General features: G+C 71.4%; 28 protein-coding genes and 1 riboswitch. Of the genes, 14 read left to right on the plus strand and 14 right to left on the minus strand.

Annotated features, from left to right (window positions below; genetic code table 11):
- Positions 1 to 59: 59 nt before the first annotated feature.
- Genes AC3A3J_RS01415 through AC3A3J_RS01425 form a run of 3 tightly spaced genes read right to left on the minus strand, consistent with a single transcriptional unit; the run spans position 60 to position 2,755 of the window.
- Complete coding sequence (locus tag AC3A3J_RS01415) at positions 60 to 479, minus strand: RbsD/FucU family protein (RefSeq protein WP_487670568.1); 420 nt, start codon at positions 477 to 479, stop codon at positions 60 to 62.
- 16 nt (positions 480 to 495) lie between these two features.
- Positions 496 to 1,473 carry an aldo/keto reductase gene (locus AC3A3J_RS01420; protein ID WP_487670569.1) on the minus strand — a complete coding sequence of 326 codons (978 nt, stop codon included), beginning with the start codon at positions 1,471 to 1,473 and terminating at the stop codon, positions 496 to 498.
- Positions 1,460 to 2,755, minus strand: a complete 1,296-nt coding sequence (locus AC3A3J_RS01425; RefSeq protein ID WP_487670570.1) for an L-fuconate dehydratase — start codon at positions 2,753 to 2,755, stop codon at positions 1,460 to 1,462. Before AC3A3J_RS01425 ends, AC3A3J_RS01420 begins: the two co-directional genes overlap by 14 nt.
- Positions 2,756 to 2,881: 126 nt before the next feature.
- Here AC3A3J_RS01425 and AC3A3J_RS01430 point away from each other — a divergent pair, with 126 nt between their 5' ends.
- On the plus strand, positions 2,882 to 3,742 hold the full coding sequence (locus AC3A3J_RS01430) for a fumarylacetoacetate hydrolase family protein (RefSeq protein ID WP_487670571.1): 861 nt from the start codon (positions 2,882 to 2,884) through the stop codon (positions 3,740 to 3,742).
- Positions 3,739 to 4,491 (plus strand): SDR family NAD(P)-dependent oxidoreductase, encoded by a 753-nt coding sequence (locus tag AC3A3J_RS01435; protein WP_487670572.1) that lies wholly within the window; start codon positions 3,739 to 3,741, stop codon positions 4,489 to 4,491. The genes AC3A3J_RS01430 and AC3A3J_RS01435 overlap by 4 nt, the downstream gene beginning before the upstream one ends.
- A 181-nt stretch (positions 4,492 to 4,672) precedes the next feature.
- Here AC3A3J_RS01435 and AC3A3J_RS01440 read toward each other — a convergent pair whose 3' ends face one another.
- On the minus strand, positions 4,673 to 5,647 hold the full coding sequence (locus AC3A3J_RS01440; protein ID WP_487670573.1) for an amidohydrolase family protein: 975 nt from the start codon (positions 5,645 to 5,647) through the stop codon (positions 4,673 to 4,675).
- Between the two features lie 47 nt (positions 5,648 to 5,694).
- On the opposite strand from AC3A3J_RS01440, the gene AC3A3J_RS01445 reads away from it, so the two are divergent.
- Complete coding sequence (locus tag AC3A3J_RS01445; protein WP_487670574.1) at positions 5,695 to 6,372, plus strand: FadR/GntR family transcriptional regulator; 678 nt, start codon at positions 5,695 to 5,697, stop codon at positions 6,370 to 6,372.
- A 29-nt stretch (positions 6,373 to 6,401) separates the two neighbouring features.
- Here AC3A3J_RS01445 and AC3A3J_RS01450 read toward each other — a convergent pair whose 3' ends face one another.
- Positions 6,402 to 7,064: a transaldolase family protein gene (locus AC3A3J_RS01450; protein WP_487670575.1), complete on the minus strand. Its 663-nt coding sequence runs from the start codon at positions 7,062 to 7,064 to the stop codon at positions 6,402 to 6,404.
- A gap of 120 nt (positions 7,065 to 7,184) precedes the next feature.
- Between AC3A3J_RS01450 and AC3A3J_RS01455 the strand changes: the two genes are divergently transcribed.
- The 6 genes from AC3A3J_RS01455 (at position 7,185) to AC3A3J_RS01480 (ending at position 12,446) form a co-directional block, all read left to right on the plus strand.
- Entirely contained in the window at positions 7,185 to 8,150 is a 966-nt protein-coding gene (locus tag AC3A3J_RS01455; RefSeq protein WP_487670576.1) for a ribokinase, read from the plus strand.
- A gap of 45 nt (positions 8,151 to 8,195) precedes the next feature.
- The gene (gene rbsD, locus AC3A3J_RS01460; RefSeq protein ID WP_487670577.1) at positions 8,196 to 8,600 is read left to right on the plus strand and encodes a D-ribose pyranase; all 405 of its coding nucleotides are present in this window, start codon (positions 8,196 to 8,198) and stop codon (positions 8,598 to 8,600) included.
- Between the two features lies 1 nt (position 8,601).
- Entirely contained in the window at positions 8,602 to 9,426 is an 825-nt protein-coding gene (locus AC3A3J_RS01465) for a GntR family transcriptional regulator (RefSeq protein WP_487670578.1), read from the plus strand.
- Complete coding sequence (locus AC3A3J_RS01470; protein WP_487670579.1) at positions 9,423 to 10,646, plus strand: hypothetical protein; 1,224 nt, start codon at positions 9,423 to 9,425, stop codon at positions 10,644 to 10,646. Before AC3A3J_RS01465 ends, AC3A3J_RS01470 begins: the two co-directional genes overlap by 4 nt.
- 19 nt (positions 10,647 to 10,665) lie before the next feature.
- Entirely contained in the window at positions 10,666 to 11,724 is a 1,059-nt protein-coding gene (locus tag AC3A3J_RS01475; protein WP_487670580.1) for a PLP-dependent cysteine synthase family protein, read from the plus strand.
- Between the two features lie 215 nt (positions 11,725 to 11,939).
- Positions 11,940 to 12,446, plus strand: a complete 507-nt coding sequence (locus AC3A3J_RS01480) for a glycine cleavage system transcriptional repressor (protein ID WP_487670581.1) — start codon at positions 11,940 to 11,942, stop codon at positions 12,444 to 12,446.
- 253 nt (positions 12,447 to 12,699) lie between these two features.
- On the opposite strand, the gene AC3A3J_RS01485 is transcribed toward AC3A3J_RS01480, so the two are convergent.
- The 3 genes from AC3A3J_RS01485 to AC3A3J_RS01495 all read right to left on the minus strand — a co-directional run bounded on the left by AC3A3J_RS01485 (position 12,700) and on the right by AC3A3J_RS01495 (position 16,042).
- On the minus strand, positions 12,700 to 13,713 hold the full coding sequence (locus AC3A3J_RS01485; protein ID WP_487670582.1) for an aldo/keto reductase family protein: 1,014 nt from the start codon (positions 13,711 to 13,713) through the stop codon (positions 12,700 to 12,702).
- Positions 13,714 to 13,866: 153 nt separating this feature from the next.
- Positions 13,867 to 15,387 (minus strand): DUF4407 domain-containing protein, encoded by a 1,521-nt coding sequence (locus AC3A3J_RS01490; RefSeq protein ID WP_487670583.1) that lies wholly within the window; start codon positions 15,385 to 15,387, stop codon positions 13,867 to 13,869.
- An 85-nt stretch (positions 15,388 to 15,472) separates the two neighbouring features.
- The gene (locus AC3A3J_RS01495) at positions 15,473 to 16,042 is read right to left on the minus strand and encodes a TetR/AcrR family transcriptional regulator (RefSeq protein ID WP_487670584.1); all 570 of its coding nucleotides are present in this window, start codon (positions 16,040 to 16,042) and stop codon (positions 15,473 to 15,475) included.
- Positions 16,043 to 16,106: 64 nt separating this feature from the next.
- Between AC3A3J_RS01495 and AC3A3J_RS01500 the strand changes: the two genes are divergently transcribed.
- A complete protein-coding gene (locus AC3A3J_RS01500; RefSeq protein WP_487670585.1) occupies positions 16,107 to 16,733 on the plus strand; it encodes an NAD(P)H-dependent oxidoreductase in 627 nt (208 codons plus the stop codon).
- On the opposite strand, the gene rlmN is transcribed toward AC3A3J_RS01500, so the two are convergent.
- A complete protein-coding gene (gene rlmN / locus AC3A3J_RS01505) occupies positions 16,682 to 17,995 on the minus strand; it encodes a dual-specificity RNA methyltransferase RlmN (RefSeq protein ID WP_487670586.1) in 1,314 nt (437 codons plus the stop codon). The genes AC3A3J_RS01500 and rlmN overlap by 52 nt on opposite strands.
- An 86-nt stretch (positions 17,996 to 18,081) precedes the next feature.
- On the opposite strand from rlmN, the gene AC3A3J_RS01510 reads away from it, so the two are divergent.
- The 3 genes from AC3A3J_RS01510 to AC3A3J_RS01520 all read left to right on the plus strand — a co-directional run bounded on the left by AC3A3J_RS01510 (position 18,082) and on the right by AC3A3J_RS01520 (position 20,036).
- Positions 18,082 to 18,552, plus strand: a complete 471-nt coding sequence (locus tag AC3A3J_RS01510; RefSeq protein ID WP_487670587.1) for a hypothetical protein — start codon at positions 18,082 to 18,084, stop codon at positions 18,550 to 18,552.
- A gap of 82 nt (positions 18,553 to 18,634) precedes the next feature.
- The gene (locus tag AC3A3J_RS01515) at positions 18,635 to 19,276 is read left to right on the plus strand and encodes a bifunctional 4-hydroxy-2-oxoglutarate aldolase/2-dehydro-3-deoxy-phosphogluconate aldolase (protein ID WP_487670588.1); all 642 of its coding nucleotides are present in this window, start codon (positions 18,635 to 18,637) and stop codon (positions 19,274 to 19,276) included.
- Positions 19,277 to 19,283: 7 nt separating this feature from the next.
- Positions 19,284 to 20,036: a sulfite exporter TauE/SafE family protein gene (locus tag AC3A3J_RS01520; RefSeq protein WP_487670589.1), complete on the plus strand. Its 753-nt coding sequence runs from the start codon at positions 19,284 to 19,286 to the stop codon at positions 20,034 to 20,036.
- Between the two features lie 161 nt (positions 20,037 to 20,197).
- Here AC3A3J_RS01520 and AC3A3J_RS01525 read toward each other — a convergent pair whose 3' ends face one another.
- From AC3A3J_RS01525 to AC3A3J_RS01545, 5 genes are all read right to left on the minus strand, one after another.
- Positions 20,198 to 21,028 (minus strand): SDR family oxidoreductase, encoded by an 831-nt coding sequence (locus AC3A3J_RS01525; RefSeq protein ID WP_487670590.1) that lies wholly within the window; start codon positions 21,026 to 21,028, stop codon positions 20,198 to 20,200.
- 147 nt (positions 21,029 to 21,175) lie between these two features.
- Positions 21,176 to 21,937, minus strand: coding sequence for a 3-hydroxyacyl-CoA dehydrogenase (locus AC3A3J_RS01530; protein WP_487670591.1), 762 nt, complete (start codon positions 21,935 to 21,937; stop codon positions 21,176 to 21,178).
- Between the two features lie 112 nt (positions 21,938 to 22,049).
- Positions 22,050 to 22,841, minus strand: a complete 792-nt coding sequence (locus tag AC3A3J_RS01535; RefSeq protein WP_487670592.1) for an energy-coupling factor transporter transmembrane component T family protein — start codon at positions 22,839 to 22,841, stop codon at positions 22,050 to 22,052.
- Entirely contained in the window at positions 22,838 to 24,295 is a 1,458-nt protein-coding gene (locus AC3A3J_RS01540; protein WP_487670593.1) for an ABC transporter ATP-binding protein, read from the minus strand. Before AC3A3J_RS01540 ends, AC3A3J_RS01535 begins: the two co-directional genes overlap by 4 nt.
- Positions 24,295 to 24,969: an ECF transporter S component gene (locus AC3A3J_RS01545; RefSeq protein WP_487670594.1), complete on the minus strand. Its 675-nt coding sequence runs from the start codon at positions 24,967 to 24,969 to the stop codon at positions 24,295 to 24,297. Before AC3A3J_RS01545 ends, AC3A3J_RS01540 begins: the two co-directional genes overlap by 1 nt.
- Positions 24,960 to 25,071: riboswitch (TPP riboswitch) on the minus strand. Its footprint overlaps the gene before it by 10 nt.
- Positions 25,072 to 25,152: 81 nt before the next feature.
- Between AC3A3J_RS01545 and AC3A3J_RS01550 the strand changes: the two genes are divergently transcribed.
- Positions 25,153 to 26,778 (plus strand): D-alanyl-D-alanine carboxypeptidase family protein, encoded by a 1,626-nt coding sequence (locus tag AC3A3J_RS01550; RefSeq protein ID WP_487670595.1) that lies wholly within the window; start codon positions 25,153 to 25,155, stop codon positions 26,776 to 26,778.

Consider the following 26,778-nt stretch of genomic DNA (forward strand, 5'->3'; position numbering starts at 1 on the left):
CCGCGGTCGCATCCCGCCCGGCCCCCGCCGCCCGCCCCGCCGCGCCGACAGCGCCCGCGTCAGGCCGAGGCGTGCCCGACGACGCCCTTGCGCAGCAGCGCGTTGCCGTACTTGCGCGTCTCGCCGGTGCGCACCATCAGGTACGCGCCCTTCGCCACCTCGTAGTAGTCGAATCGCTCGACGAAGCGCGTCGTCTCAAGCGCCGTGCCGGCCGCCGCCATAAGCTCGTGCTGCACGTCGAGCACCTCGCCGTCGGCCGATTCCATCAGGTCGAGTCCGGGGGCGTCGTCGAGCGGGAGCACGGTGCGGATCGCCGCGACGACCTCCGGGGTCGACGTGCCCGGCAGGTCGACGACGCGCGCGCCCAGCGCCCACGCCGGGAAGTGCGCGTCGGCGACGACGACGGAGTCGGAGTGCCCCATGCGGTCGAGGTGCAGCAGCAGCTCGCCGGTGAGCAGGGGGTGGATGCCTTCGAGCAACGGATGCTCCTCTCGATCAGTCGTCCGCGCCGGGGATGAGCCCCTGCGCGGCGAGGTCGTGCCACAGTGCGTCGGGGATGTGGAGCGCTGCGTACTCCGCATTCTGCCGGAGCTGTGCCGGGCGACTGCCGCCGACGACCACCGACCGCACCTCGGTCGCCTGCAGGGGGAACCGGATCGCCGCGGCGGGCAGCGGCACGTCGTGGTCGGCGCACACGGCGGCGATGCGCACGAGGCGATCCCACAGCTCGTCGGGCAGCTGGCCGTACTCGTACCGGCCGTCGCGGCGGGGTTCGCTCGCGGCCAGCAGGCCGGAGTTGAACACCGACGCCGCGACGATCCCCGTGCCGGTCTCGCGGCAGGCGGGCAGCACGTCGGCCGCGGCCGGCTGCTCGAGCAGCGTGTATCGACCGGCGACCATGATGAGGTCGAGGTCGGCCGACCGCACGGCGGCGGCGAGAGCATCCGACACCATCGAGCCGATGCCGATGGCCGCCACCTCGCCGTCGGCCCGCAGCTGCTGCATCGCCGGGAAGGCCTCGGCGAGTGCGAGGTCGAGGTCGTGCCGCTCGGGGTCGTGCAGGTAGAGCAGATCGATGCGCTCGATGCCGAGCCGCTCGCGTGATTCGTCGAGGCTGGCGCGGATGCCGTCGGCCGAGAAGTCCCACACGCGCTGCAGGTCGTCCGGCACGTGGAAGTCGTTGGCGGTGTCGAGCCCGCCCGCGTGCTGCGGGTTGGGGCGCAGCAGCCGGCCGACCTTGGTGGAGAGCACGTACTCGTCGCGCGGTTTGGTCTGCAGGAAGGCGCCGAGCCGGCGCTCCGACAGTCCGAGTCCGTAGTGCGGGGCGGTGTCGTAGTAGCGGATGCCGCTCTCCCACGCCGCGTCGAGCACGGCCCAGGCGTCGTCGTCGCTCAGTGCGCGGAACAGGTTGCCGACGTTCGCGGCACCGTAGCCGAGAGCGGGCAGGGCGAGGGCGCGTTCAGACGACGACATGCGCGCCCGTCCAGGTGTAGGTCCGGATGCTGTCGGCCTTCATCTCCATGCCCGACCCCGGGGCGGTGGGGGCCATGTACGACCCACCCTGGATGTCGGTCGGCACGACGAAGTGCTCGTGCAGGTGGTCGACGAACTCGATCATGCGGCCCTCGCGGGTGCCCGTGACGGCGACGAAGTCGAACATCGACAGATGCTGTACGGCTTCGCAGAGGCCGACGCCGCCGGCGTGCGGGCACACGGGCACGCCGAACTTGGCGGCGAGCAGCAGGTTGGCGATGTTCTCGTTGACGCCGGCGACGCGCACCGCGTCGATCTGCATGACCGAGATCGCATCGGCCTGCAGCAGCTGCTTGAAGATCATGCGGTTCTGCGCGTGCTCGCCGGTGGCGACGCGGATCGGAGCCACGCCGCGGGCGATCTCGGCGTGCCCGAGGATGTCGTCGGGGCTCGTGGGCTCCTCGATCCACGCGGGGTGGAACTCGGCGAGCGCGTTCACCCACTCGATCGCCTCCGACACCTCCCAGCGCTGGTTGGCGTCGATCGCGATCGGGAAGTCGGGGCCGCAGACCTCGCGGGCCTTGCGGAAACGGCGGATGTCGTCGTCGAGGTCGGCACCCACCTTGAGCTTGATCTGCGTGAAGCCGTCGGCCATCGCCTGGCGGGCGAGGCGTTCGAGCTTCTCATCGGAGTAGCCGAGCCATCCGGGACTGGTGGTGTACCCCGGGTAGCCGGTGGCGAGCAGTTCGCGCTCGCGGTCGGCGCGGCCGGGCTCGGCGGCGCGGAGGATCTGCAGGGCCTCGTCACGGGTGAGGGCGTTGGTGAGGTAGCGGAAGTCGACGAGGTCGACCAGCTCTTCCGGCGTCATGCGGGCGAGCAGCTGCCAGAGGGGCAGCCCGGCCCGCTTGGCCTTGATGTCCCACAGCGCGTTGATGACGGCGCCGATCGCCATGTGCATGACGCCCTTCTCGGGGCCGAGCCAGCGCAGCTGAGAGTCGCCGATGATGTCGCGGAACGTGCCGCCCATGTCGTCGAGCAGCGGTTCGATCTCGCGGCCGACGAGGTGCCCGGCGAGGGCGTCGATCGCGGCGACCTGCACGTCGTTGCCGCGGCCGATCGTGAAGACGAAGGCGTGCCCCTCGATGTCGTCGTCGGCATCCGTTCGGACGATCACGTACGCCGCGGAATAATCGGGATCGGGATTCATCGCGTCGGAGCCGTCCAGGCTCAACGACGTGGGGAAGCGGATGTCGGTGGTGTCGAGTGCGACGATGCGGCTCACGGGTGCGGTTCCTCTCGAGCGCGGCCGGATGTACCGCGCGGATCCCTTGGAGTGTAAACATCCGATGTCTATACTGTCAACGACGATGGCCGTCCCCGGGCGGTCCCCCGAAGGATCAGGAGAATCATGAAGTTCGCGCGGCTCGGCACCCCCGGAGAAGAGATCCCCGTCCTGGTGGAGGGTGATCGCTACCTCGATCTCCGCCCCGTGACATCCGATGTGAACGGTGATTTCCTGGCCAGCGATTTCGTCGCTAGCGTCACCGCCGCGAGCGAGGCCGGAGAGCTCCCCGAGCTCGACGGCGCGGACGCGCTGCGCATCGGCGCCCCCATCGCCCGGCCCAGCGCCGTGATCTGCATCGGCATGAACTACGCCGCCCACGCGGCCGAGTCGGGCTCGGAGCCGCCGGCCATCCCGATCCTGTTCCTCAAGACGCCGAACACCGTCGTCGGCCCGAACGACACCGTCACCATCCCCCGCGGCAGCACGAAGACCGACTGGGAGGTCGAGCTCGGCATCGTGATCGGCGCCCGCGCCGCGTACCTCGACTCCCCGGACGAGTCGATGGCGCACGTCGCCGGCTTCGTGCTCGCGAACGACGTCTCGGAGCGCGACTTCCAGATGGCCGTCTCGGGCGGCCAGTGGTCGAAGGGCAAGATCGCCGCGGGCTTCAACCCGACCGGCCCGTGGCTCGTCACCCCCGACGAGGTCGACCACCACGCCCTCGGCCTGCGCAGCTTCGTCAACGGCGAGCCGCGGCAGGACTCGAACACGAGCGACATGATCTTCGACGTCGAGACGATCGTGCACCACCTGTCGCAGTACGTCACGCTCGAGCCGGGCGACCTCATCCTCACCGGCACCCCGCAGGGCGTGGCCCTGTCGGGAAACTTCCCGTACATCGCCCCGGGCGACGTGGTCGAGGTCGAGATCGACGGCCTGGGCCACCAGCGCCAGGAGTTCGTGGCGTGGGAGGCCCGCGCATGACCGGCGCGCTCGACGGTCTGGTCGCCATCGTCACCGGCGGCGCCTCGGGCATCGGGGCGGCGATCGCCGACCGCCTTCACGCCGACGGCGCCCGCATCGCGGTGCTCGACCGCGACACCTCGGGAGCAGATGCCCGCTACTCGGCGTTCACCGCCGACGTGTCGGACCGCGCCAGCGTCGACGCCGCGGTGGCCGCCGTCGCCGAGGAGTTCGGACGCATCGACATCGTCGTCAACAACGCCGGGGTCGGGGCGCAGGGCGACATCTCCGCGAACGACGACGCCGAGTGGGCGCGCGTGCTCTCCATCAACGTCACCGGCATCGCCCGCGTGACCTCGGCCGCGCTGCCGTGGCTGCGGAAGTCGCCCTCGGCGGCGGTCTGCAACACGGCATCCATCGCCTCCACCACGGGCCTGCCCCAGCGCGCGCTCTACAGCGCGTCGAAGGGCGCCGTCTCTGCGCTCACCCGGGCGATGGCCGCCGACCACCTGCGCGAAGGCATCCGCGTCAACGCCGTCAACCCGGGCACCGCCGACACCCCATGGGTCGGACGACTGCTCGACGCGGCATCCGACCCCGACGCCGAACGCGCCGCCCTCGAGGCCCGCCAGCCGCACGGACGCCTGGTCAGCCCGGCCGAGGTCGCCGGGGCCGTCGCGTATCTCGTGTCGCCCGCGTCGGGGTCGACGACGGGCACGTTCATCGAGGTCGACGGCGGGATGGCGCAGCTGCGCCTGCGGTCGGAGTAGCCCGGGCGGGTCGCGCGCAGCGCCCGGGGCTGCACCTCGAACCGCCCCGGCCGCGGCGCCGTGCCTCGCGGCTGCGAAGGAGATCTCGCGGTGCGGAGGAGCATCCGCGCGATCCACTCCTGCAAAGCGCGAGATCTCCTACGCTACGCGCGGGCGCCCCCTACGCGCGGCGCTTCGGTCGCTACGCGCGCGGGCCGAGCAGCCGCGAGAAGAACCCGCGTCGGCGGGGCGGCTCGACCGGCACGATGCGCGGCTCGTCGAGGCGGTAGAACGCACGCGCGGTGCCCCACATGATCGCCTCGACGTCGTGCCCGCGTGCGGCGGCCCAGGTGGTCACGGCATCCGCCCACCGGCTCCGCGCGGTGTACTGGTAGGTCGCCGAGCCGTCGGCGGGCGCGTGCGGGTCGCCCTCCTCCGCGGGACCGACCGCCGAGACCGGCCAGTCGCTCCCCCACATCAGGCGATCGGCGCCGAAGGCATCGGCCGCCGCGTCGAGGAACGGCACGAGCTGCTCGGCACTCCACGCGCCGCCCGCCTCGGCCGGCAGCCCCGACAGTTTGCAGAACGTCTGCGGATGCTTCGCCACCTCCTCGAGGTCGCGCACCCACTCCGCGGTCGGCCCGAGCGGAGCATCCGCCGTGCCGACCGCCGGCTTGCCCAGGTGGTCGAGCACCATGCGCAGGTCGGGCACCGCCCCGGCGAGCCGCGCGATGTCGGGGAGCTGATCGGCCCGCACGCACACGTCGAAGCTCAGCAGCCGGGCGGCAACCTCGCGCGCGCCCATCACGAAGGCCGACGACATCGCGAGCCCGTCGGGATCGTCCTGCAGGTTGTGCCGCACGCCGACGACGAGCGGATGCGCGATCAGCTCCTCGAGGTGCGTGACCGTGTCGACGCCGCGATGCAGCTGCGCGCCGGCGACGATCCCGACGATGCCGAGGCGGTCGGCCATCGACTCCACCCACTTCACCTCGCCGAGGTAGTCGTCGTCGACCGTCTCGGCCTGCACGAAGACGCATTCCTCGCGGTGCACACCGGGCAGGCGGGCGTGCTCGAGCTCGGTCTCCGCGAAGCGGAAGGCGTATGGGCCCTTCAGCCACGTGTAGGTGAGGACTTCGTCGTCCCACAGGTGCAGATGGGAATCGAGGACTCGCATGCCCCCATCCTGCCTCAGACATCGGATGACTGGCTAGGATGACGCCCATGGCAGTGACCGACGAGGCGATCGAGAAGATCAAGGCGATGATCGTGTCGGGCGAACTCTCCCCCGGCGACCGACTGCCTCCCGAGAAGGAGCTGTCGGAGCGCCTGGGCCTCTCGCGCAACTCGATGCGGGAGGCCGTGAAGGCGCTCGAGGTGATCCGCGTGCTCGACGTGCGCCGCGGCGACGGCACCTACGTCACCAGCCTCGAACCGCACCTGCTGCTCGAAGCCATCGCGTTCGTGGTCGACATGCACGACGACGACTCGATGCTCGAGATCTTCGCGGTGCGACGGATGCTCGAATCGCAGGCCACGGGCCTCGCCGCAACCCATGGCGACGATGACGACATCGCGGCGCTCGTCGCGGAGGTCGAGGGCGTCGACGCGTCGGTGACGATCGAGGAACTCGTGGCGCACGACATCCGTTTCCACCGGGAGATCGTGCGGATGGCCGGCAACGCCTACCTCGCGAGCCTGATCGAGCACCTCAGCAGCCAGACCGTGCGCGCCCGGGTGTGGCGCGGACTCACCGAGGCGAACGCCGTCGAGCGCACCCTGTCGGAGCACCGCGCCATCGCCGACGCGATCGCCCAGCACGACTCGGCCCTCGCGACCTCGCTCGCCACCGCGCACATCGCGGGCGTGGAGCGCTGGCTCCGCCAGGCCGCCACGGCCTAGCCCCGCCCCGTCGCACGGGGGTCAGTGCGCTACGCCCCCAGGCGCACCATGGCGGCGTCGAACTCGGCGGCCGAGCTGTCGCTCACGTCGTGAAACAGGGTCTGCTCGATCACGTCGGGCGCGGCCGTGAAATACGGCACCCCTGCGAGCCGCAGTCCCACGATGTCGTCGGCCGACCGCAGCGACGCGGCCAGCACGTTCGAGCCGCTGCCCGCGCACACCTCCTGCATGCGGGCGATCACGGCGTCGCCGTCGAGGCCGGCATCGCGCATGCGTCCGAGGTAGGGGGCGATGTACTGCGCCCCGATGCTCGCGCAGGCCAGCGCCTGAGCGACCGAGTACACGGCGGTCACGAGCACCGTCGCGCCGTCGCGCACGAGGGCGGATGCGGCGGCGAACCCGGCCGCCGTGGCGGGCACCTTCACGGCGACCCGATCGCCCAGGCCGCGGATGGTCTCGGCATTGCGCAGGAACGAGGCGGTGTCGCCGCCCCACGTCTGGAAGAAGATCTCCTCGGCGCCTTCGCCCTCCCACCGCGCGTAGAGGTCGGGGATCTCGGCCGCGGTGCGACCTCCGCGCTCGAGGATCGTCGGGTTCGTCGTCACACCGTGCACGACGCCCGCCGTCAGCAGTCGGGAGACCCGGTCGACGTCGGCGCTGTCGACGTAGAGGCGGGGGGCGATCGCGGTCATCGGGTCTCCTCGGGGTCGACCTGTCGTTACAGGTTCGGCTTCGGCTAATGTAATGACAGGCGCGGACCGATGTCAAAGCATCCGCGCCGCCCCCTTCCGTCGACGACGACCAGGAGCGCCATGGCCACCGCACACCCCTCCGACCGCACCGGCGTCGTCATCGTCGGCAGCGTGACCGCCGACGTCACGACGTTCTCGCAGCGCCTCCCCGCGCGCGGAGAGACCATCCTCGGCGACCAGTTCACCCTGATGCTCGGCGGCAAGGGCGCGAACCAGGCCGTGGCCGCCGGCCGCTCCGGCGCGCGCACGAGCTTCGTCGGCTGCGTCGGCGACGACCTCTTCCACGACCTCGTCGTTGACGGGCTCACCGACGCCGGGGTCGACCTCGCACACCTGCGCACCGTGCCCGGCCCGACCGGCATCGCGCACATCCGCGTCGACTCCTCGGCGCAGAACGACATCGTGATGGTGCCGCTCGCGAACGCCGCCCTCAGCACCGCGCAGATCGACGAGGCCCTCGCGGCGCTCGCCCCCACCACGTCGGTGCTGCTCACCCAGCTCGAGACCCCGTCCGCCCTCACCGCGCACATCACGGCGCGCGGCCGCGAGCACGGCATGACCGTCATCCTCGACCCCGCCCCCGCGGCCCCGCTGCCGCCCGAGGTCTGGGCGAGCATCGACATCGTCACCCCCAACGAGACCGAGGCGACACTCATCAGCGGCATCGAGGTGACGGATGCCGCATCGGCCGAACTCGCCGGACGCTGGTTCCTCGATCAGGGCGTCGGCGCGGCGGTCGTCACCCTCGCGGGCCAGGGGTCATGCGTGGTCACCGCCGACGGGGCGTCCGTCATCCCGCCGTTCCCGGTCGAGGCCGTCGACACCACCGCCGCCGGCGACGCCTACGCCGGGTATCTCGGGGCCGCACTCGCGAACGGCCTCGACCTCACCGAAGCCGTTCGCCTGGCGACGGCGGCCGGGGCCCTGACAGTCACCAAGCAGGGCGCCTCGCCCAGCCTGCCGCTGCGCGCCGAGGTCGACGCTTTCCTCGCCGAGCGCGAGGGCGCGAGCATCCCGGCCGCCTGACCGGCACCCCGACCCACCGCCTTCCCCACCCGACCGGAGCTCTCCATGCGCAAGACCTCGACGACCATCAACCCGGCGCTCTCGCGCGTGATCAGCGAGACCGGCCACACCGACCTCATCGTCGTCACCGACGCGGGCCTGCCGATCCCGCCCGGGTCGGAGCGCATCGACCTCGCCTACCGCCCCGGCGCCCCGGCGTTCCTCGACGTGCTCGACACGGTGCTCGCCGAACTCGTCGTCGAGGGCGCCACGGTCTCGGCCGAGGTCGCCGAGAAGAGCCCCGAGGTGCTCGATGCCCTGCGCGAGCGCTTCGCCGGCATGGGATTCGAGATCGAGATGGTGCCGCACGTCGAGTTCAAGGAGCGCACCCGCGGCGCTCGCGCGTTCGTGCGGTCGGGCGAGTTCACCCCGTACGCGAACGTGATCCTGCATGCGGGGGTAGCGTACTGAGATGACCTCGCCGACCCTCGACGCGATCGATCGCCGCTCGGCGGCCCCGATGTACGACCAGCTGCGCCGGCTCATCATCGACGGGATCGCGCGCGACGGTCTGCAGCCCGGCGATCCGCTGCCCGGCGAACACGGCCTCTGCGAGCGCTACGGCGTCTCGCGCACGGTCGTGCGGCAGGCGCTGGCGCAGCTCGAGCACGAGGGTCTGGTCGAGCGGGTCAAGGGCAAGGGAACGTTCGTCTCGCGCCCGCGCACCGCCGAGAGTCTGGTGCACACGCTCGTCGGACTGTACGAAGACGTCGAGAGCCGCGGGGGCCACGTGCACAGCGACGTGCTGCGGCACGAGCGCACGACCGCCGACGACGAGATCGCCGCGGCCCTCGAGATCGCCGTCGGTTCGCCGGTGGTGGTGCTGGAACGTCTGCGGCACGTCGACGACGAGCCGTGGTCGCTGTCGACCACCTGGATGCCGGATGCCGTCGGCGCCGTCACCCTCGACGTCGACCTGTCGGATGCCTCGCTCTACCGCCTCCTTGCGGAGCACGACATCGTCGCGACGCACGGCGTGCGGTCGGCGGAGGCCACGGTCGCGACGCACGAGCAGGCGGGCCACCTGGGGGTGAGCGCGGGGTCGGCGCTGCTGCGTCTGCGCAGCGTCAGCCGCACCGACGACGGCACGCCGATCGAGTACTTCATCGCGTATCACCGCGGCGACCGCTCGCGGTTCGAATTCCAGTTGCAGCAGGAGCAGTCGCAGGCTTCGCTCCTCCACGTCGACGGACGCGGAGGCATGACGCTCGCCGGACGCACGAGGGCACAGTCATGACCGCGCACGACGACCAGCAGTCGAACCCCGACGAGGTCGTGCCGCCGCCGCCCTCGGGTGCGATTCCGCCGCCACCTCCCGCGTCGCAGCCGCCGCTGGCACCGCCGGTCGGGTCGAATGCCTCGGCCCCGGGCCTCCCCGCCGGAGCACCGCGGCCGCCGCACTACGGCGCACCCGGAACGCCGCAGCCGCCGCACGGGGCGCAGCCCGCCTACGGGGCACCGGCCGCACCGCAGCCGCCCCAGTACCAGCCGCCGCAGGGCAACGGCCTGCCCTTCCAGCCGCCGCGGTACCAGCCGCCGCAGCCGTACCGGCCCACCCCGGCCTACCACCCGGGTTCCGCCGCGCCCGGCAGCCCGGCGCCCGCGCCCGGCGGCACGGCGCCCGCGCCCGGCGGCACCGGCTACCCCGGCGGCGCCTCCCCGTCTGCAGGCAACGCCTACCCGCCAGCATCCGGAGGCCCCACCCACCCCGGCAGCGCCTCTCCGTCCGCAGGCAACGCCTACCCGCCGGCATCCGGTGGTGCCTACCCGCCCGGGAGCCCCACCCCGTCTGCGCCGGCATCAGGTGGCTCCTACCCGCCGGGGAGCCCCGCACCGTCCGCGCCTGCATCCGGAGGCTCCTACCCGCCCGGCGGAACCGGCTACCCGGCATATCCGTCCGCCCCGTCGCCCACCCCGGGTCCGAAGCGCACCGGTCTCGTGGTCGGACTCATCGCGCTCGGCGCCATCGTCGTCATCGGCGGCATCGTCACCGCGGCGGTGCTGCTGTCGAACCCCGGACGCCCCGAAGCGGTGCCGTCACCCGTTCCCACGCGCAGCGAGACCGCGGCGCCCACCCCGCCTCCCACCCCGTCGAGCGCGCCGTCCGCCGCCCCGTCGGAGGCCCCGCCCGCCACCGACCCCGGATCCGCCGAGGCGGTCATCCAGGGGAAGATCGACGAGTACAAGGCCGCCCGCCAGGACGGTTCGCTGTGGGAACGCATCCCGAACACCGAGTTCAACCAGACCGCGGTCAGCGCGTTCCTCTACCTGCTCACCGACATGAAGGTCGCAACGATCTGGGGCGGTGACGCGTCGGAGTACCTCGGCGACGTCGAAGAGCTCGAACGCAAGCTGCTCGCCGGTGAACCACTCGGCAGCGACATCCGCATCGTGCTCGAAGACCGAACCTTCACGTACGACGGCGACACCGGCGAGGGCGGCTACACCGACAACTGACGCCCGGTACGCTCGACCCGTGGACATCTGGACCTCCCGCGCGATCGCCCTGCTGGAGGCCGACGCGAACCGCAGCGCCGACACGCACCTGCACGTCTTCCCCCTCCCCGCCGAGTGGGGCATCGACCTGTACTTGAAGGACGAGTCGGTGCATCCGACGGGCTCGCTCAAGCACCGGTTGGGGCGGTCGCTCATCCTGTACGGCCTCGTGAACGGGCACATCCACGAGGGCACCACGCTCGTCGAGTCGTCGAGCGGGTCGACGGCCGTGTCCGAGGCGTACTTCGCTCGGATGCTCGGGTTGCCGTTCGTGACGGTCGTGCCGCGCTCGACGGTGCAGGAGAAGATCGCTCTCATCGAGTTCTACGGCGGCACCTGCCATTTCGTCGACCGCGCGGAGGACATGTCCGACGAGGCCCGACGCTTGGCGAGCGACTGCGACGGCCACTACCTCGACCAGTTCACGTTCGCAGAGCGGGCCACCGACTGGCGCGGCAACAACAACATCGCCGAGAGCGTTTTCAGTCAGCTCGCGCAGGAGCGGCATCCGATCCCCCGCTGGATCGTCGTGGGAGCAGGAACCGGCGGAACCAGCGCCACCTTCGGCCGGTACGTGCGGTACCGGCGCCACGAGACGCAGGTCGCGGTCGTCGACCCCGAGGGATCGGCGTTCTACGACGGCTGGGCGGGCACGACGGATGCCCCGGCCGGACGTCCGAGCCGCATCGAGGGCATCGGGCGTCCCCGCGTCGAGCCGTCGTTCGTGCCGACCGTGATCGACGAGATGATCCGCGTGCCGGACGCCGGGTCGATCGCGGCGATCCGCATGCTGCGCGACCGCACGCTGCACTGGGCGGGCGGCTCGACCGGAACCAACCTGTACGGCGCGTTCCAGCTGATCGCGCGCATGCGCGCGGCCGGCGAGACCGGCAGCGTCGTGACCCTCATCTGCGACAGCGGCGTGCGCTACGCGGGCACGTATTACTCCGACGAATGGGTCGCCGCCCGGGGCTGGGACCTCGCGCCGCACCGCGCCCGCCTCGACGCCTTCCTCGAGACCGGCGTCTGGGGCGAGTAGCCCCTTCCGGCCCTGTCCCTCCCCGCGAAGCGGGTACCGGGCCACCGGGCACCGCCGCACCGGGCGCCGGTCCACCCCGGCCTCGCCTGCCCGCGCCGTAACTCAGGACCGCCGGCTGCATCCACCAGCGCGCACCGCACCAGGACGGGCTAGGCGGGCCGAGAGCGCGCCCCCGCTTCTCGTTCGTCCTGAGTTGCGGCGGCTACGCTGGCCGCATGACCACCCTCATCCTCACCGTCGCCGGCGCCGACCGCCCCGGCCTCGTCTCCGCCGTCGCCGATGCCGTCGACGCGCACGGCGGCAACTGGGAGAACAGCCGCCTCGCCGAACTCTCCGGCACCTTCGCCGGTGTGATCGAGGTCTCGGTCGCCGACGATCGTGTGCCGGCGCTGCAGTCCGCGCTGCGCGCGCTGACAGGGTTGCTGACGGTGACGATCCACACCGGGTCGGATGCCGCGGCCGCCGCAGCGAGCAGCCTGTCGCTCTCCGTTCTCGGCAACGACCGTCCGGGCATCGTGCACGAGGTGTCCGGCGTGCTGAACGCCCATGCCCTCAGCATCTCGAGCATGACGACCGAAACGCGCGACGCCGCCATGGCCGGGGGTCGTCTCTTCGAGTCGACGGTCACCGCGACGGTCCCCGCATCCGCCGATCTCGACGCGCTTCGCGCCGACCTCGAACGCCTCGCCGCCGAGATCCAGGTCGACATCACCCTCGCCTAACCCCGGCGTCCTCCCCACCCGCACGCCCGCGCCGCCCCGCGCTCTCGCACGCCCGCGCCCGCGCCCGCCTCACACTTCCGCACGCCCGCGCCGCCCTGCGCGCCCGCACGCACCGCCCCGCCCGCTCGCACTCCCCTTGCGGGATCGATATCGCACCTTCGAAGGCCTATTAAGCCGACATATCGATCCCGCACGAGTGGGACGCGCGGCGGGGGGCGGGGCGGGGCGGACCAGGCGGGTCAGACCGGGCGGGTCAGACCAGGCGGGTCTTCGGCGACGTGGAGTACGTGTGCTCGGCGTCGCGGTTGACCGTGTCGCCGAGCGCCTCGTCGATGGCCGACATGGTGTCGGCGTCGAGCGTCACTCCCGAGGCCTTGACCGTGTCGGCCAGCTGCTCGGGGCGGGATGCGCCGACCAGCGCCGCGGCCACGTTCGGGTTCTGCAGTACCCACGCGATCGCGAGCTGCGGCATCGTGAGGCCGGCCTGCTCGGCGATGGGCTTCAGCCGCTGCACGGCGGTGAGGATGTCGTCCTGCAGGAAGTTCTTGATGAACTGCGCACCGGAGTTCTGGTCGGTCGCGCGCGACCCCTCGGGCACCGGCTGTCCGGGAAGGTACTTGCCGCTGAGCACGCCCTGCGCCATCGGCGACCAGACGATCTGCGAGATTCCGAGCTCCTCCGAGGCCGGCACGACCTTGCCCTCGATCACGCGCCACAGCATCGAGTACTGCGGCTGGTTCGAGATGAGCTGGATGCCGAGCTGCTTCGCGAGCGCGTGGCCTTCACGCAACTGCTCCGCCGTCCACTCCGAGACGCCGATGTAGAGCGCCTTGCCCTGCCGCACGATGTCGGCGAACGCCTGGAACGTCTCTTCCAGCGGGGTCTCGTAGTCGAAGCGATGCGCCTGGTAGAGGTCGACGTAGTCGGTGCCGAGGCGTGTGAGCGAGCCGTTGATCGACTCCATGATGTGCTTGCGGCTGAGGCCGGTGTCGTTCGGACCCTTCGGTCCGGTCGGGAAGTAGACCTTCGTGAAGATCTCGAGGCTCTCACGGCGCTGCCCCTCGAGCGCCTTGCCGAGGATCACCTCCGCCGCCGTGTTGGCGTAGGTGTCTGCGGTGTCGAACGTGGTGATGCCCGCGTCGAGCGCGGCGTGCACCGTCTTCACCGCCGCGTCGTCCTCGACCTGCGAGGCGTGCGTGACCCAGTTGCCGTACGTGATCTCAGAGACCTTGAGACCGCTGTTGCCGAGATAGCGATAGTTGACCATGACACCACGCTAGCCCCGGCATCCGACGCCAGGGCCGGATGCTCCGGATCCGCATGCCCCGACCCCGCGCGACTGTGCGCGAGGGGTCACAACACGCCGTATCCCGCGCTCCGCACGCGACCGTTCCCCGCCCCCTGCGCAGGAGCGAGCGCGCTAGGGCGTCTGCGCGACCGTCTGGCTCACGGCACTCGACTGGGTCTGCACGATCGCAGCCCGGTCGGTGAACCCCTCGGCGGTCACCTTGTCGAGCGCGACCTGCTTGCGGATGGCAGCCGCCTTCTCGTACAGGCTCGGCTCGCCGTACGAGGTGAGCACCTTCACCAGCACAGGCAGCAGCTCGATCATGAAGAACAGGGCGGCGATGAGGATGTGCGCCCACAGGATCGCGGGCTCCTTCTCGCTCAGCCTGTTCAGGCCGCTGATCTGGCTCAGCAGCCCGACCGCTCCCGCGTTGCCCTGCGCCACGGCATCCGCCCGGGCGTTGTAGGCCTCCAGCGCCTGCTCGTAGGTGTCGCGCGCGGCGGGGAGCTGGTCCTGCGCGAGCTGGCGGTTCTGCGTCTCGGAGGTGGCGGTGTTCTGCTTGGCCGTCGTGCCGGCCGCGGCGAGCTCCTCGTTGGCGACGCGCAGCTGCTCGGCGAGCCCGTCGTAGGTCTGCTGCGCCTGAGCGAGCTGGGCCTGCGCCGCGTCGGAGCTGGCACCCTCGCCGTTCACGCCCGTGCATCCGGGGACCGTGCCGGCGCCCTCGCCCGTCAGCTCGCACTGGTACAACGCCCGGGCCTGGTCGATGACCGCCTGCTGCTCGGTGAGCTTGGCGGTGAGGTCGTCGACCGTCGACTGCGCCGCCGACTCGGATGCCGACGACGAATCGGTGCCGGCGACCACACCGGTGGCGGCCTGGTTCTCGAGCTCGGCGACCTTGGCGGTGGCGGCGTCGAGGGCGATCTTCTCGGGCCCCGATTCGAGCGCCTCCTGGTCGGACTGCGCCTGCGTGATGTTCGTCGCGGCGACCTCGCGGGCGATGTCGTTGTGGAACACCTGCAGCACGAGCGGCTCAGCGACGACGAACCCGATGATGGCCGCCATGATGACGCGAGGGATGGCGAGACCGATCAGCCGCCACACGTTCTTCGTCGACGACATGGTCGAGGTGAGGAACCGGTCGAGGTTGAAGATGATGAGCGCCCACACGAGCGCGAGCGGCACGGCGAGCCAGATCGCCGCCTGCACACCGGTGGTCAGCGCGAAGAGCATCGAGATCGCCGAGACCAGCGCCGTGCCGGCGAGCACGAAGAACATCTGCACGAAGCGCGGCGTCTCCCCCGGCACGCGGTCGAGGATCTCCCCCTCCGCACCGCCGAGGATCGCGAGCTGACGCAGCCGCGATCCGGGCGCCCGCGGGGTGCGCACCCGTCGGGGGCGCGGCTGGCGGCGCGGGCGCGGTTCGCGGGATCGGGGCGACTCGTCGTTCTCGGATGCCTCGGCCGGGGCATCCGTCTCGTCGTTCGAGACGCGTCGGGTCTGCGCGGGGGCGCCGACGAACGGCTCGTCGTCGGCGCCGGTGGGCTCGTACTCGCGGAGGAAGTCGAGGTCATCGGTCTCGGCGTTCGGGTCGCCGTCGAGGATGATCCGACCTTGCGAGTCGAAGCGACCCGGTCGGTGCGCGGAATAGGGCATCCCGATATCGTACGAATCCGCGCCTGTGCGCACGGTGGAAGAGTGCTTTGACGGCTCTCAGCTTCGTCTGACGGCGAACCCGGGATCAGGTGGTGACCAGGCGATCGAGCAGTGCCGAGAACGCCGCGAGCGCGTCGTCGAGACCGAAGTGGCCGGCAGCGGCGAGCGTGCCCAGGCCGTGGATGAGACCCCACAGGGCCGTCACGTCCGTCGGCTGGTCGAGGCCGGTCGCGGCCGCGGTGGCGGCGAGCGTTTCTTCGAGCGCGTCGATGAGCGGCGCCATGGTCGCGGTGGGCGATCCGGGCACGCAGACGGTCGGGTCGTAGACGGCGTCGAACGCATGCGGATGCTCGACCGCGAAGCGGATGTAGGCCTCGCCTCCCGCCGCGAGCGCAGCACGCGGGCTCGCCTGGTCGCGGGCCGCCCGCTGCACCTGTTCGAGGAGGTCGGACATGCTGCGCTCCGCGATCGCCTTCAGCAGGCCACGGCGGTCGGAGAAGTGGTGATACGGGGCGTTATGGCTGACGTTCGCGGCGCGTGCCACCTCTCGCAGGCTGATGTCGGCCGCGGGCATCCGTTCGAGCAGGTGCATCGCGGCGTCTTCGAGGGCACGAGCGAGGTCACCGTGGTGGTACCCGGGCTTCGAACTTGACATGCGCAACATCCTCTCCTATCTTGACAGTGTCCAGCTAGTTGACACTGTCCAGATTGGAACGCGTATGCCCGCTCTCGTGATCGACGGCCACCCGCACGCCGACTCCCTCACCGCCGCTCTCGCGCAGCGGTACGCCGATGCGCACGGCGACGCCCGCGTGCTGGCGCTGCGCACCCTCGACTTCGATCCGCACCTGCGATTCGGCTACCGCCAGCGCATGCCGCTCGAACCCGACCTCGTCGACGCGAAGCAGGCGCTCGCGGCCGCCGACACCGTCGTGATCGCGACCCCGCTGTGGTGGGGATCCGTGCCCGCGCTGCTCAAGGGCTTCTTCGATCGCGCCCTGCTCCCGCAGCAGGAGTACCGCTACTCGCCGCGCGGGCTTCCGGTCGGACTCCTCTCGGCACGCCACGGACGGCTGCTGCTCCTCGCCGACACCCCCTGGTACGCGGCGCCCTTCACCGGTCTCCCCGCCCAGCGGCAGGTCGTGCGCAACACGATGCGGTTCTGCGGCATCCGATCGGTCCGCACCCACCGGATGCTGGGCGTCAAAGCCGCCGGGTCCGCCACGATCGCGCGCTGGCTGACGGAGGTCGAGCGCCGGGGCGCCGCTGACGGCAGGCGCGATGCCGCGCGGGCTCAGGCCATCGCGGCCGAGGCGGCCTCGTCCTCGGTGGTGGCGACGAGCTGACCGCAGGCGCCGTCGATCTCCTTGCCGCGGGTGTCGCGGAGGGTCGTCGGGATGCCAGCGTCGTTGAGGCGGCGCACGAACTCGTCGGTGACGCTCTTCTCCGACGACGTCCAGATCGAGCCGGGGGTCGGGTTCAACGGGATCGGGTTCACGTGCACCCAGCCGCGCCCGCGGGCGTTGAGCTTGTCGGCGAGGAGGTCGGCGCGCCACGCGTGGTCGTTCATGTCCTTGATGAGCGCGTACTCGATCGAGACGCGGCGACCGGTCTTCTCGTAGTAGTTGTAGGCCGCATCGAGGGCCTCGTCGACCTTCCACCGCGAGTTCACCGGGATGAGCTCGTCGCGCAGGTGGTCGTCGGGCGCGTGCAGCGACAGCGCGAAGGTGACGGGGATGTTCTCATCGGCGAGCTTCTTGATCGCGGGCACGAGGCCGACGGTCGAAACCGTGATGCCGCGCGCGCTCATGCCGAGGCCGTCTGGCTGCGGGGCGACCATGATGCGCACGGCATCCATCACCCGCTTGTAGTTCGCGAGCGGCTCTCCCATGCCCATGAAGACGATGTTCGAGACGCGCTCCATGCTGTGGTCGTCGCGGCGCTTGCCGCCCAGCTCGCCGTTCGCGATCGCGCGGTTCGCGCGCACGATCTGCTCGATGATCTCGGCGGTCGACATGTTGCGCGTGAGTCCCGCCTGGCCCGTGGCGCAGAACGGGCAGTTCATGCCGCAGCCGGCCTGACTCGACACGCACAGCGTGATGCGGCCGGGGTAGCGCATGAGCACCGACTCGACGAGAGCGCCGTCGTGCAGACGCCACAGGAACTTGATCGTGTCGCCGCGGTCCGTCTCGAGACGGCGCACCTCCGTCATCAGCGGCGGCAGCATGCCTGCGACCAGGTCGTCGCGGATGCCGGCGGGCAGATCGGTCATGTGCGCCGGGTCGGACGTGTAGTGGCGGAAGTAGTGGGTGGCGAGCTGCTTGGCGCGGAAGCCGGGCAGGCCGAGCTCCTTCACCTTCTCGACGCGCTCTTCGGGCGTGAGGTCGGCGAGGTGCACGGGCGGCTTGCCCCGCTTCGGGCTCGCGAACTGCAGCAGCGGGCGGCCCTCGGCATCCTTCTGCTGGGTCCAGCCCTCGGTCGCCGGGCGCACCTGCGTGCCGCCGGCGGGTCGGCCGGTCGTGCGGACCTTGCCCTGGGCGGGTCGACCCTCGGGGGCGGACGCGGATGCTGCGGGGCGCGTCTCGCGCGTGCGGGGGTTCTCGGTCATACCCTCCAGGGTACCGGCGAGCGGGTGGGAAGCGGCTGGACCCCGGGCGGCGGGCGATGTCGGATGCTCTTCCTAGACTGTCTCGCATGGACCTCGTCATGATCATCGGCATCGTCGTTGCGGCCCTGGGCGTCTTCGCGCTCGTCTACGGGGTGGTGCACGCGGTGCGGCCGACGGCCTCCGAGGTGCCGAGCGGTCCGGCGCCGGTCCTCGCTCCTGAGGTGGTGGCGCGTATCGACGGCCTTGTGCGCGCGGGCAACACGGTCGCGGCGGTCAAGGTGCTCCGCGACCACACCGGCGAAAGCCTGCAGACGTCGAAGCGCCGCATCCACCGGTGGACGATCGGCGGGGCCCCCGCGACGACGGCGATCCCGATCTTCCCTCCCGCGTTCGACGACCCGGCCGAAGTGCGGGCGATGCTGGCACCCGACGCGGCCGCAGAGATCGACCGGTTGGTCGCCGCCGACCAGCAGATCGCGGCGATCAAGCTGCTGCGCACCGAGTCCGGACTGGGCCTGAAGCAGGCGAAGGATGCGATCGACGCCTGGCAGCGCTGAAGCCCGGGGTCGCTTCGGATCGCGCGCGTTGTAATGACAAGTGGGCATCCGCGACAATGGAAGCACCCCCACCGCTAGGAGCATGATGTCCGACCGTCTCGACCGCGCCCGCGCCACCGGAGTCCTCGCCGTTCTCCGCGCCTCCTCCCCCGAGCTCGCGCTCGAGGCCTCGGAGGCCATCATCCGCGGAGGGGTGACCGGCATCGAGGTCACGTTCTCGACCCCCGACGCCCCGGCCGTCATCCGCGAGCTCATCGCGCGTCACGGCGACGCCGCCTACGTCGGGGCCGGCACCGTTACCACCTCCGAGCAGGCGACGCTCGCAGCCGAGGCCGGCGCGGAGTTCCTCGTCAGCCCCGGCACGCTGCCCGACCTCACCCGTCACATGATCGGCACCGGACGCGTCGTGATGACCGGCGCCATGACCCCCACCGAGGTCATGACCGCACTCGACCTGGGCGTCGACGTCGTCAAGATCTTCCCCGCCTCGCTCGGTGGCCCGTCGTACCTCGGCGCCCTGCGCGGGCCGTTCCCCGACGCCCCCCTCATGCCCACCGGCGGCGTGAACCCCGACAACCTCGCCGACTGGTTCGCCGCCGGCGCCGTCGCGGTCGGAGCCGGCGGCGACCTCGCCAACGGCGCGTCGCTCAAGGCCCAGGACTGGGCCGACATCGAACAGCGTTCGGCCCGCTTCGCCGCCGCTCTCGCTGCCGTCCGCGGCTGACGCGGGCGTGATCGCGCTCGACCCCTGGGCCTGGGCGGCCCTGGGGGTCGCGGCGGTCGTCATCGGCATCTCGAAGACCGCACTCCCCGGCAGTAACATCCTCGCCATCGCGCTGTTCGCGACCGTGCTGCCGGCGCGCATGTCGACCGCGGCGATGCTGCTGCTGCTCATCGTCGGCGACGTGTTCGCTCTTCTCGCCTATCGACGGCACGCGCACTGGCCGACGATCCTGCGACTCGCCCCGGCGGTCGTGCTCGGACTGCTCGCGGGCTTCGCATTCCTGGCGCTCGCGGGCGACGGCGTCGTGCGACGGGCGATCGGGGTCATCCTCCTGCTGATGATCGCGATCACCCTCTGGCGGCGATGGCGGCAGAGCCGGGCCGATGCCGTCGTCCGCGAACCCGGGCGGGGACTCGTGCTCGCCGGGGTCTACGGCGGACTCGGCGGTTTCTCGACCATGGTGGCGAACGCGGGCGGGCCCGTCATGTCGATGTACTTCCTCGCCACGCGCACCCCGGTGCAGGTGTTCCTGGGCACCGCGGCGTGGTTCTTCGCGATCATCAACCTGGTGAAGGTGCCGTTCCTCGCGGGCATCGGTCTGTTCACGCCGCCCGTGCTGCTGATGGACGCCGTGCTCGCCCCGTTCGTCGTGATCGGCGCACTGGTCGGCCTCGCCATCGCGAAGCGCCTCGATCAGCGCCTCTTCGACCGCCTGGTGATCGCCCTCACGATCGTCGGCGCGCTCTACCTCCTGTTTTGACGCGGGTGCCGCTCGACAACTCCCCGCGATCGCGATCGCACGCGAAAACGGAGATCGGTCGCGCACCACACGGCGCGTCGACCGACGACACACCGGGCCATAGGCATCCGCTCTCCGTTTCGCACGCCGCGGGACCGAACAGGCCGGGCACCGCGAACGCGTCAGTCGAGGAAGATGTCGGGGAACAGGGCCGAGTCGGGAGTACCCGGTACGGCGGCGTAGCGGGAGAAGTTGGTCACTCCGGCCGCCTCGAGAACGTCCTCGACGATGAGCGTCTGGCCGGTGTACGACCGGGCGGGCTGCCGCAGCACCTCGTACGCGGCATCCGCGTAGATGTCGGCGGTGCGGCTCGCCGCCATCACCCGATCGCCGCCGAGCAGGTTCTGCACCGCGGCCGTCGCGATGGTCGTGCGCGGCCACAGGGTGTTCGCGGCGATGCCGTCCGGCGCGAACTCGGCGGCGAGGCCGAGCGTCGCCATCGTCATGCCGAACTTCGCGAGCGTGTAGCCGGTGTGCGCGCCGAGCCATTTGGGCGAGGGGTTGAGCGGCGGCGAGAGCGAGAGGATGTGCGGGTTCTCGGCATCCTTCAGAATCGGCACGGCGGCGCGCGACAGCAGGAAGGTGCCGCGCACGTTCACGTCCTGCATGAGGTCGTACTTCTTCGCGCTCAGCTCGAGCGAGCGCGACAGGTCGATGACGCTGGCGTTGTTGATGACGATGTCGATGCCGCCGAACTCGCCCTGCGTCTTGAGCACCGCCTCGGTGATGTCGGAGTCTTCGCGCACGTCGCCGACGATCGGCAGCGCCTGGCCGCCCGCCTCCCTGATCTGTTCGGCCGCGGTGTGCACCGTGCCCTCGAGCTTCGGATGCGGCGTGTCGGTCTTCGCGAGCATGGCGATGTTCGCCCCGTCGGCGGCGGCGCGCAGCGCGATCGCGAGTCCGATCCCCCGGCTGCCGCCGGACATGAGGATGGTCTTTCCTGCGAGTGTCATGGGTTCTCCTCGTTCTGCGGCCGTCTCGGCCTGTTCCTTCGGCCCGCTCCGTCGGCCGTTCCGGTCGCAATTCCTGTCGCTTCCGAGCCACGGAGGCGACAGAAAATGCGACGGGAGCGGGGACGACCGGGCGCGGGGGTGGGGGGGTTACTTCGGGGCCATTCGGATGGCGCCGTCGAGACGGATGGTCTCGCCGTTGAGGTAGTCGTTCTCGACGATCTGCTGCACGAGGGCGGCGTACTCGTCGGGGCGCCCGAGACGCGAGGGGAACGGCACCTGCTGGCCCAGCGAGTCCTGCGCGGCCTGCGGCAGACCGAGCAGCATGGGCGTCTCCATGATCCCGGGGGCGATGGTGACCACGCGGATGCCGTGTCGGGCGAGCTCGCGCGCCACGGGGAGGGTCATCGCGTGCACGCCGCCCTTCGACGCCGAGTAGGCGGCCTGACCGATCTGTCCGTCGAACGCGGCGACGCTCGCCGTGTCGACGATGACGCCGCGACCACCGCCACCGTCGGGCTCGTTCTTCGCGATCACGGCGGATGCCTGCGACAGCACGTTGAACGTGCCGATCAGGTTGATGCGCACGACGCGCTCGAAGTCGGCGAGAGCGGCGGGGTTGCCGTCGCGGTCGAGCACCTTGGCGGGCGGGGCGATACCGGCGCAGTTCACGACGATGCGCAGCGGAGCGGCCTGCTGCGCCCGGGCGACGGCGTCGTGCACCTCGTCGACGCTCGTGACGTCGGCGGGCACGAACAGCCCGCCGAGCTCCTCGGCGATCTCGGCCCCCTGCGAAGCGGGGAGGTCGACGATCGTGACGTGGGCTCCGGCATCCGCCAACCGTCGCGCGGTGGCGAGCCCGAGCCCCGAGGCCCCGCCCGTGATGAGAGCGCCCTGTCCGCTGATCTGCATCGTGTTCTCCTTCGAACGTCGTTGTGCGACCGAGTATCAGCCTACGTGGTTCTAAGTGCCACCACGGTCCCGCGGAGCGGCCGACGGGAAGGAGCCTACGACACGACCGCGGTCAGGCGCTCGGCCCGAGGATGAAGTTCCACGCCCCGGTCGCCACCGCTGCCACGACGGCCGCCGCCGAGATCGCGACGCCGACGGCCAGGAGCATCCATTCCGCGACCCCGAACCGCGACTGGCGTGCCCACGTGCGGCGACCGGGCGCCCCGAACCCGCGCGCCTCCATGGCCGTCGCGAGCTTCGCCCCCCGGCGGATCGACAGCACCAGCAGCGCGAACGCCATGCCGAAGAACCGGCGGATGCGCCCGCGGTCGGCGACCCCGCGTGCTCGCCGCGCGAGTTCGAGCGCGCGCCAGTCGTCGAGGAACAGACCGACCATTCGCAGACCTGCGAGCCCTCCCAGCACGAACCGCGCGGGCAGCCGCAGCACCTGGGCCATGCCGTCGGCGAGATCAGTCGGATCGACCGTGATGAACAGCACCACCGAGGGCAGCGCGATCGCGAGCACTCGCAGGAAAGCGGCGAGCGCGAGCGCCAACGACCCGTCGCTGATGCGCAGCACGAACCACTCGACGTACACGGTGCCGCTCGTCTCGCCGTAGAGGGCGATGGTCAACGCGGTCAGGGGCGCGGCGATCCACACCGGCCAGGTGCGCAACCAGAACTCCCGCCATCCGACCCCGACGAAGGGGAACAGCACGCATTCGAGCACCAGCGCGACGGATGCCGACACCGGATCGAGCGTGAGGATGAGCGGGATCGCGATGAGCGCGCTGACGGCGAGCTTCGCGACCGGATTGATGCGGGCGACGCGGCCGGTGCGCGCCGCCGTCTCGACGACGGTCATCGCCCGCCCCGCAGTTCGTACCGTTCGGCGTGGAGCGCGCGGACCACGTCCAGGTCGTGCGTGATGGTGACGATCGCCGTGCCCTCGTCGCGGAGGGCGGCCAGCATCGCCATCAGCTCGGCCCATGTGCGGGCATCCTGCCCGAAGGTGGGCTCGTCTAGCACCAGCACTCGCGGCCGTGTGGCGAGAGCCGCCGCCACCGTCAAACGGCGCTTCTCCCCGCCCGACAGCGTGTAGGGGTTCGCCCGGGCCAGCCGGTCGAGGCGCAGCCGATGCAGCAGCTCGTCGCTGCGGGCGGCGATCTCGTCTTCGGGCACGCCGAGGGCGCGCGCCCCCACCGCCAACTCGTCCTGCACCGTTTTGGCGAGCAGCTGGTGCTCGGGCTCCTGGAAGACCATTCCGATGCGCGTGAGCAGGTCGCGCGACGCCCAGTCGATCGGCACCCGACGGATGCCCGCGGCGAGCGCGGCGGACGCCTCCACCACCCCACCCGCCGGCGGGAGCAACCCGGCGAGGGTGAGTCCGAGAGTCGACTTGCCCGCTCCGTTCGCCCCGGTGATCGCGAGCGCCTGCCCGGCCCGCACATCGAGGTCGATGCCCGTCGCGACGGGAGCGCCCTTCTCTCGGGCCACGGCCAGGCCGCGCGCCGACAGCAGCACCTCGCCCGGTGGGGTGGGCGGGGGCGGCGGAGCTTCCGGAGCGAACCCCGGCACCCACACCCCGTCGGCGGCGAGCTGCGCACCCTGCTCGCCGAGCACGAGCTCGGGCGGCCCATCGGCGACGACGCCCCCCTGACCGACGACGATGACCCGCGTGATGAGCGGCAGCCACACCTCGAGCCGATGCTCCACCACGACGAGGGTCGCGGGATGCGCGGCGAGCATCCGTTCGACCGCGTCGCGCACCTCGACGACGCCGTCGGGGTCGAGGTTCGCGGTGGGCTCGTCGAGCAGCACCACCCCGGGGCGCATCGCGAGCATCCCCGCCAGAGCGAGGCGCTGCTTCTGCCCGCCCGAGAGGGCTTTCGTCGGCCGGTCGAGCGGAACGTCGAGGCCGACCGCGTCGAGCGCCTGCGAGACGCGGGGCCAGATCTCCCCCCGCGGCACCCCCAGGTTCTCGCATCCGAACGCGACGTCGTCGCCGACCCGGGCGAGGATGACCTGCGAATCGGGGTCCTGCAGCACCAGCCCTGCACGGCCGCGGGTCGCAGCGGCCGGGCGCCCATCGATGAGGAGCGCGCCCTCCGACTCGCCCTCCTCATCGCCCCCGAGCACGCCCGCGAGGCCCTGGAGGAGGGTCGATTTGCCCGCCCCGGAAGCCCCGAGCACGAGCACGCGCTCTCCGGGTTCGATGCGGAACGACACGTCGCGCAGCGCCCAGGCGAGGCGACTGGCGTGACGCCAGCCCCACGAGACCGCCTCGACGGCCGCGGGGCCGGCGTGATCGCTCGACATCACACGCGCACGCGCGCCTCGCGGCCCGAGCCGAAGCGGTCGAGCGCGCCGGTCGCGGCGATGCCCCGCGCGAGCACCCATGAGAGCGCGCCCGCGATGACAGCGCCCGAGACGATGGTGCTCACGAGGTAGATCGTCGTGAACTCGGCGCCCGACCCGGCGTACCAGAGCACGAGGTTGTTGATGCCGCCGGCGAGCGCCGCGCCCGCACCGGCGAGGATGGCGACGGGCAGCGACCAGCGGCGATAGAAGAAGAGCAGGAAGATCAGCTCGGCGCCGAGGCCCTGCACGAGACCTGCTTCGAGCGTGAGAAATCCGCCCCACTGGTTGGCGAACAGCGCCGAGACGACGGCGGCGAGCAGCTCGACGTAGATCGCGGCGCCCGCCTTGCGGATGATCAGCCCGCCGAGCACGCCGGCGAAGAGCCAGGGGCCGTCGAGCAGGCCCTGCAGGCCCGGCAGCAGCGGCTCGAGCAGGGCCTTCGGGCCGAGGTAGCCGACGTTCCAGGCGAGGAAGATCAGCCCCGCGGCGACGCCGAGCACGCTGGCGACGACGATGTCGACGACGCGCCAGCGCCAGATCGAGAGGGAGGCCGTGCCGCTCTTCGCGGATGCCGGGGCGGATGCCGTGATCCCGCTGTTCTTCGCGGTGGATTCGGGCGTGGACGTACTCATGTGAACTCCTCCCTGCGCTGGCATGACCCAGATCAGGTTCGACGGTCGAAGCGCGATTCGCTCCCTCTCAGCCCGGCTCGCCGGACTCCCGTGGTTGTGGTGAACAGCATACCCGGGGGCGACATGTCGCGGTCACGTCTTCCCGCACGCGGTTTTTCGCGGGAGATTGGGTACCGTAAACGAGTGACCGCAGCTCACCCCACCGACGCCACCGCCGCCGATGCGACGGATCGCGCCGTCCGTGATGCGGAACCCGCTCCCCTCGCGGATGCGGAGGTGGATGCGCGTGCGCAGGAAGCGGGAGACGCCGAGACCGCCGCGGTCGCGACGTCCGTCGACCGTGTACCCGCCGACGCTCCCCTTGCCGACGCTCCTCTCGCCGACGCTCCCCTCGCCGACGACGACCGCGACGAGGACGACCGCGACGAGGACGAGGCGTGGGCCGCGGCGCAGTGGGCCGACGAGGAGCGCCCGGCCACCGCGCTGACCTGGGTCGACCCGCAGACCGTCGCTGCGCACTCCACGGCCCGCTCTCTCGACGAGCCCGTCGATGCCGGCGGGGCAGGGCTGCTCCGAGGCGCCCGACTGCGCCCCGCGGTGGCGGGCCCCGGTGTGCTCGTTCCGATCGGCATGGTCGTGGCGCTGACGGCGGCGTACGCCGGCACGACCGCGCTGTGGCCGCTGCACGAGGTCGCACCGACGGCATCCGCCGTGTCCTTCGAGACGGTGTCCGCGCCGGCCGCGACCATCACCTGGCCCGCGCAGGGGAGCTCGGCCGTCGGGGTCGGCGGCCTGACCACGACCGCGTCGTCGGTCGACCCCGCGAGCATCGCCAGCATCACCAAGGTGGTGAGCGTGCTCATGGTGCTCGACCGCCTGCCGCTGGCGCTGGGCGAGCAGGGTCCCGAGTTCGCTTTCACCGCCGCCGACAGCCGTGACTTCTGGTCGTATCGCCGATCGAACCAGTCGTCGCTCGACGTGCCCGTGGGCGGTGTGCTGACGGAGTATCAGATGCTGCAGGGCACGCTGCTCGGTTCGGCGAACAACTACATTGACCGGTTGGCGCGCGAACTCTGGGGCTCGGAGCAGGGCTTCGCGGTGGCCGCGGAGGCGTGGCTGCGCGACCGCGGACTGGCCGACGACATGACCATCGTGACCCCGTCGGGCTTCGACGAGCGCAACACGGCGACGCCCGAAGCGCTGGTGCGCCTCGGCGAGATCGCCATGAAGAATCCCGTCTTCGCTCAGATCGTCGGAACACGCTCGGCCGAGATCCCCGGAGCGGGCGTGGTGACGAACACGAACGGCATGCTCGACGATGCCGGGGTGACGGGCATCAAGACGGGCACGCTCGTCGGGTGGAACCTGCTCACGTCGAAGACGGTCACGGTCGACGACATCCCGGTGACGCTGTACGCCGCCGTGCTCAACCAGGACGATGATGCGCAGCGCCTCGCGGGCACCCGCTCGCTCTTCGCCGAGGTGGAGGCCGCGCTGCAGACGCAGTCGGCGGCCGTGCCGGCGGGGACCGTGGTCGGCCGGGTCGACACCGAATGGGGCGAGCAGGTCGAGATCGTGACCGATGCCGACGCGGATGTGATCCTGTGGAACGGCGCTGCGGCGACCTCGTCGCCCGAGTTCACGCTCGATGACGCGGTCTACGACGGGGCTGTCGTCGGAACACTCCGCACGGTCGGGCCGCTGAACACCGCGACCACCGAACTGAGCCTCAGCGACGACATCGAGGGGCCCACCTTCTGGTGGCGCCTGACGAACCCGATCGCCCTCTTCGGCCTCGACGCCGACTAG

The sequence above is a fragment of the Microbacterium sp. Soil_N32 genome (genome assembly GCF_057655505.1).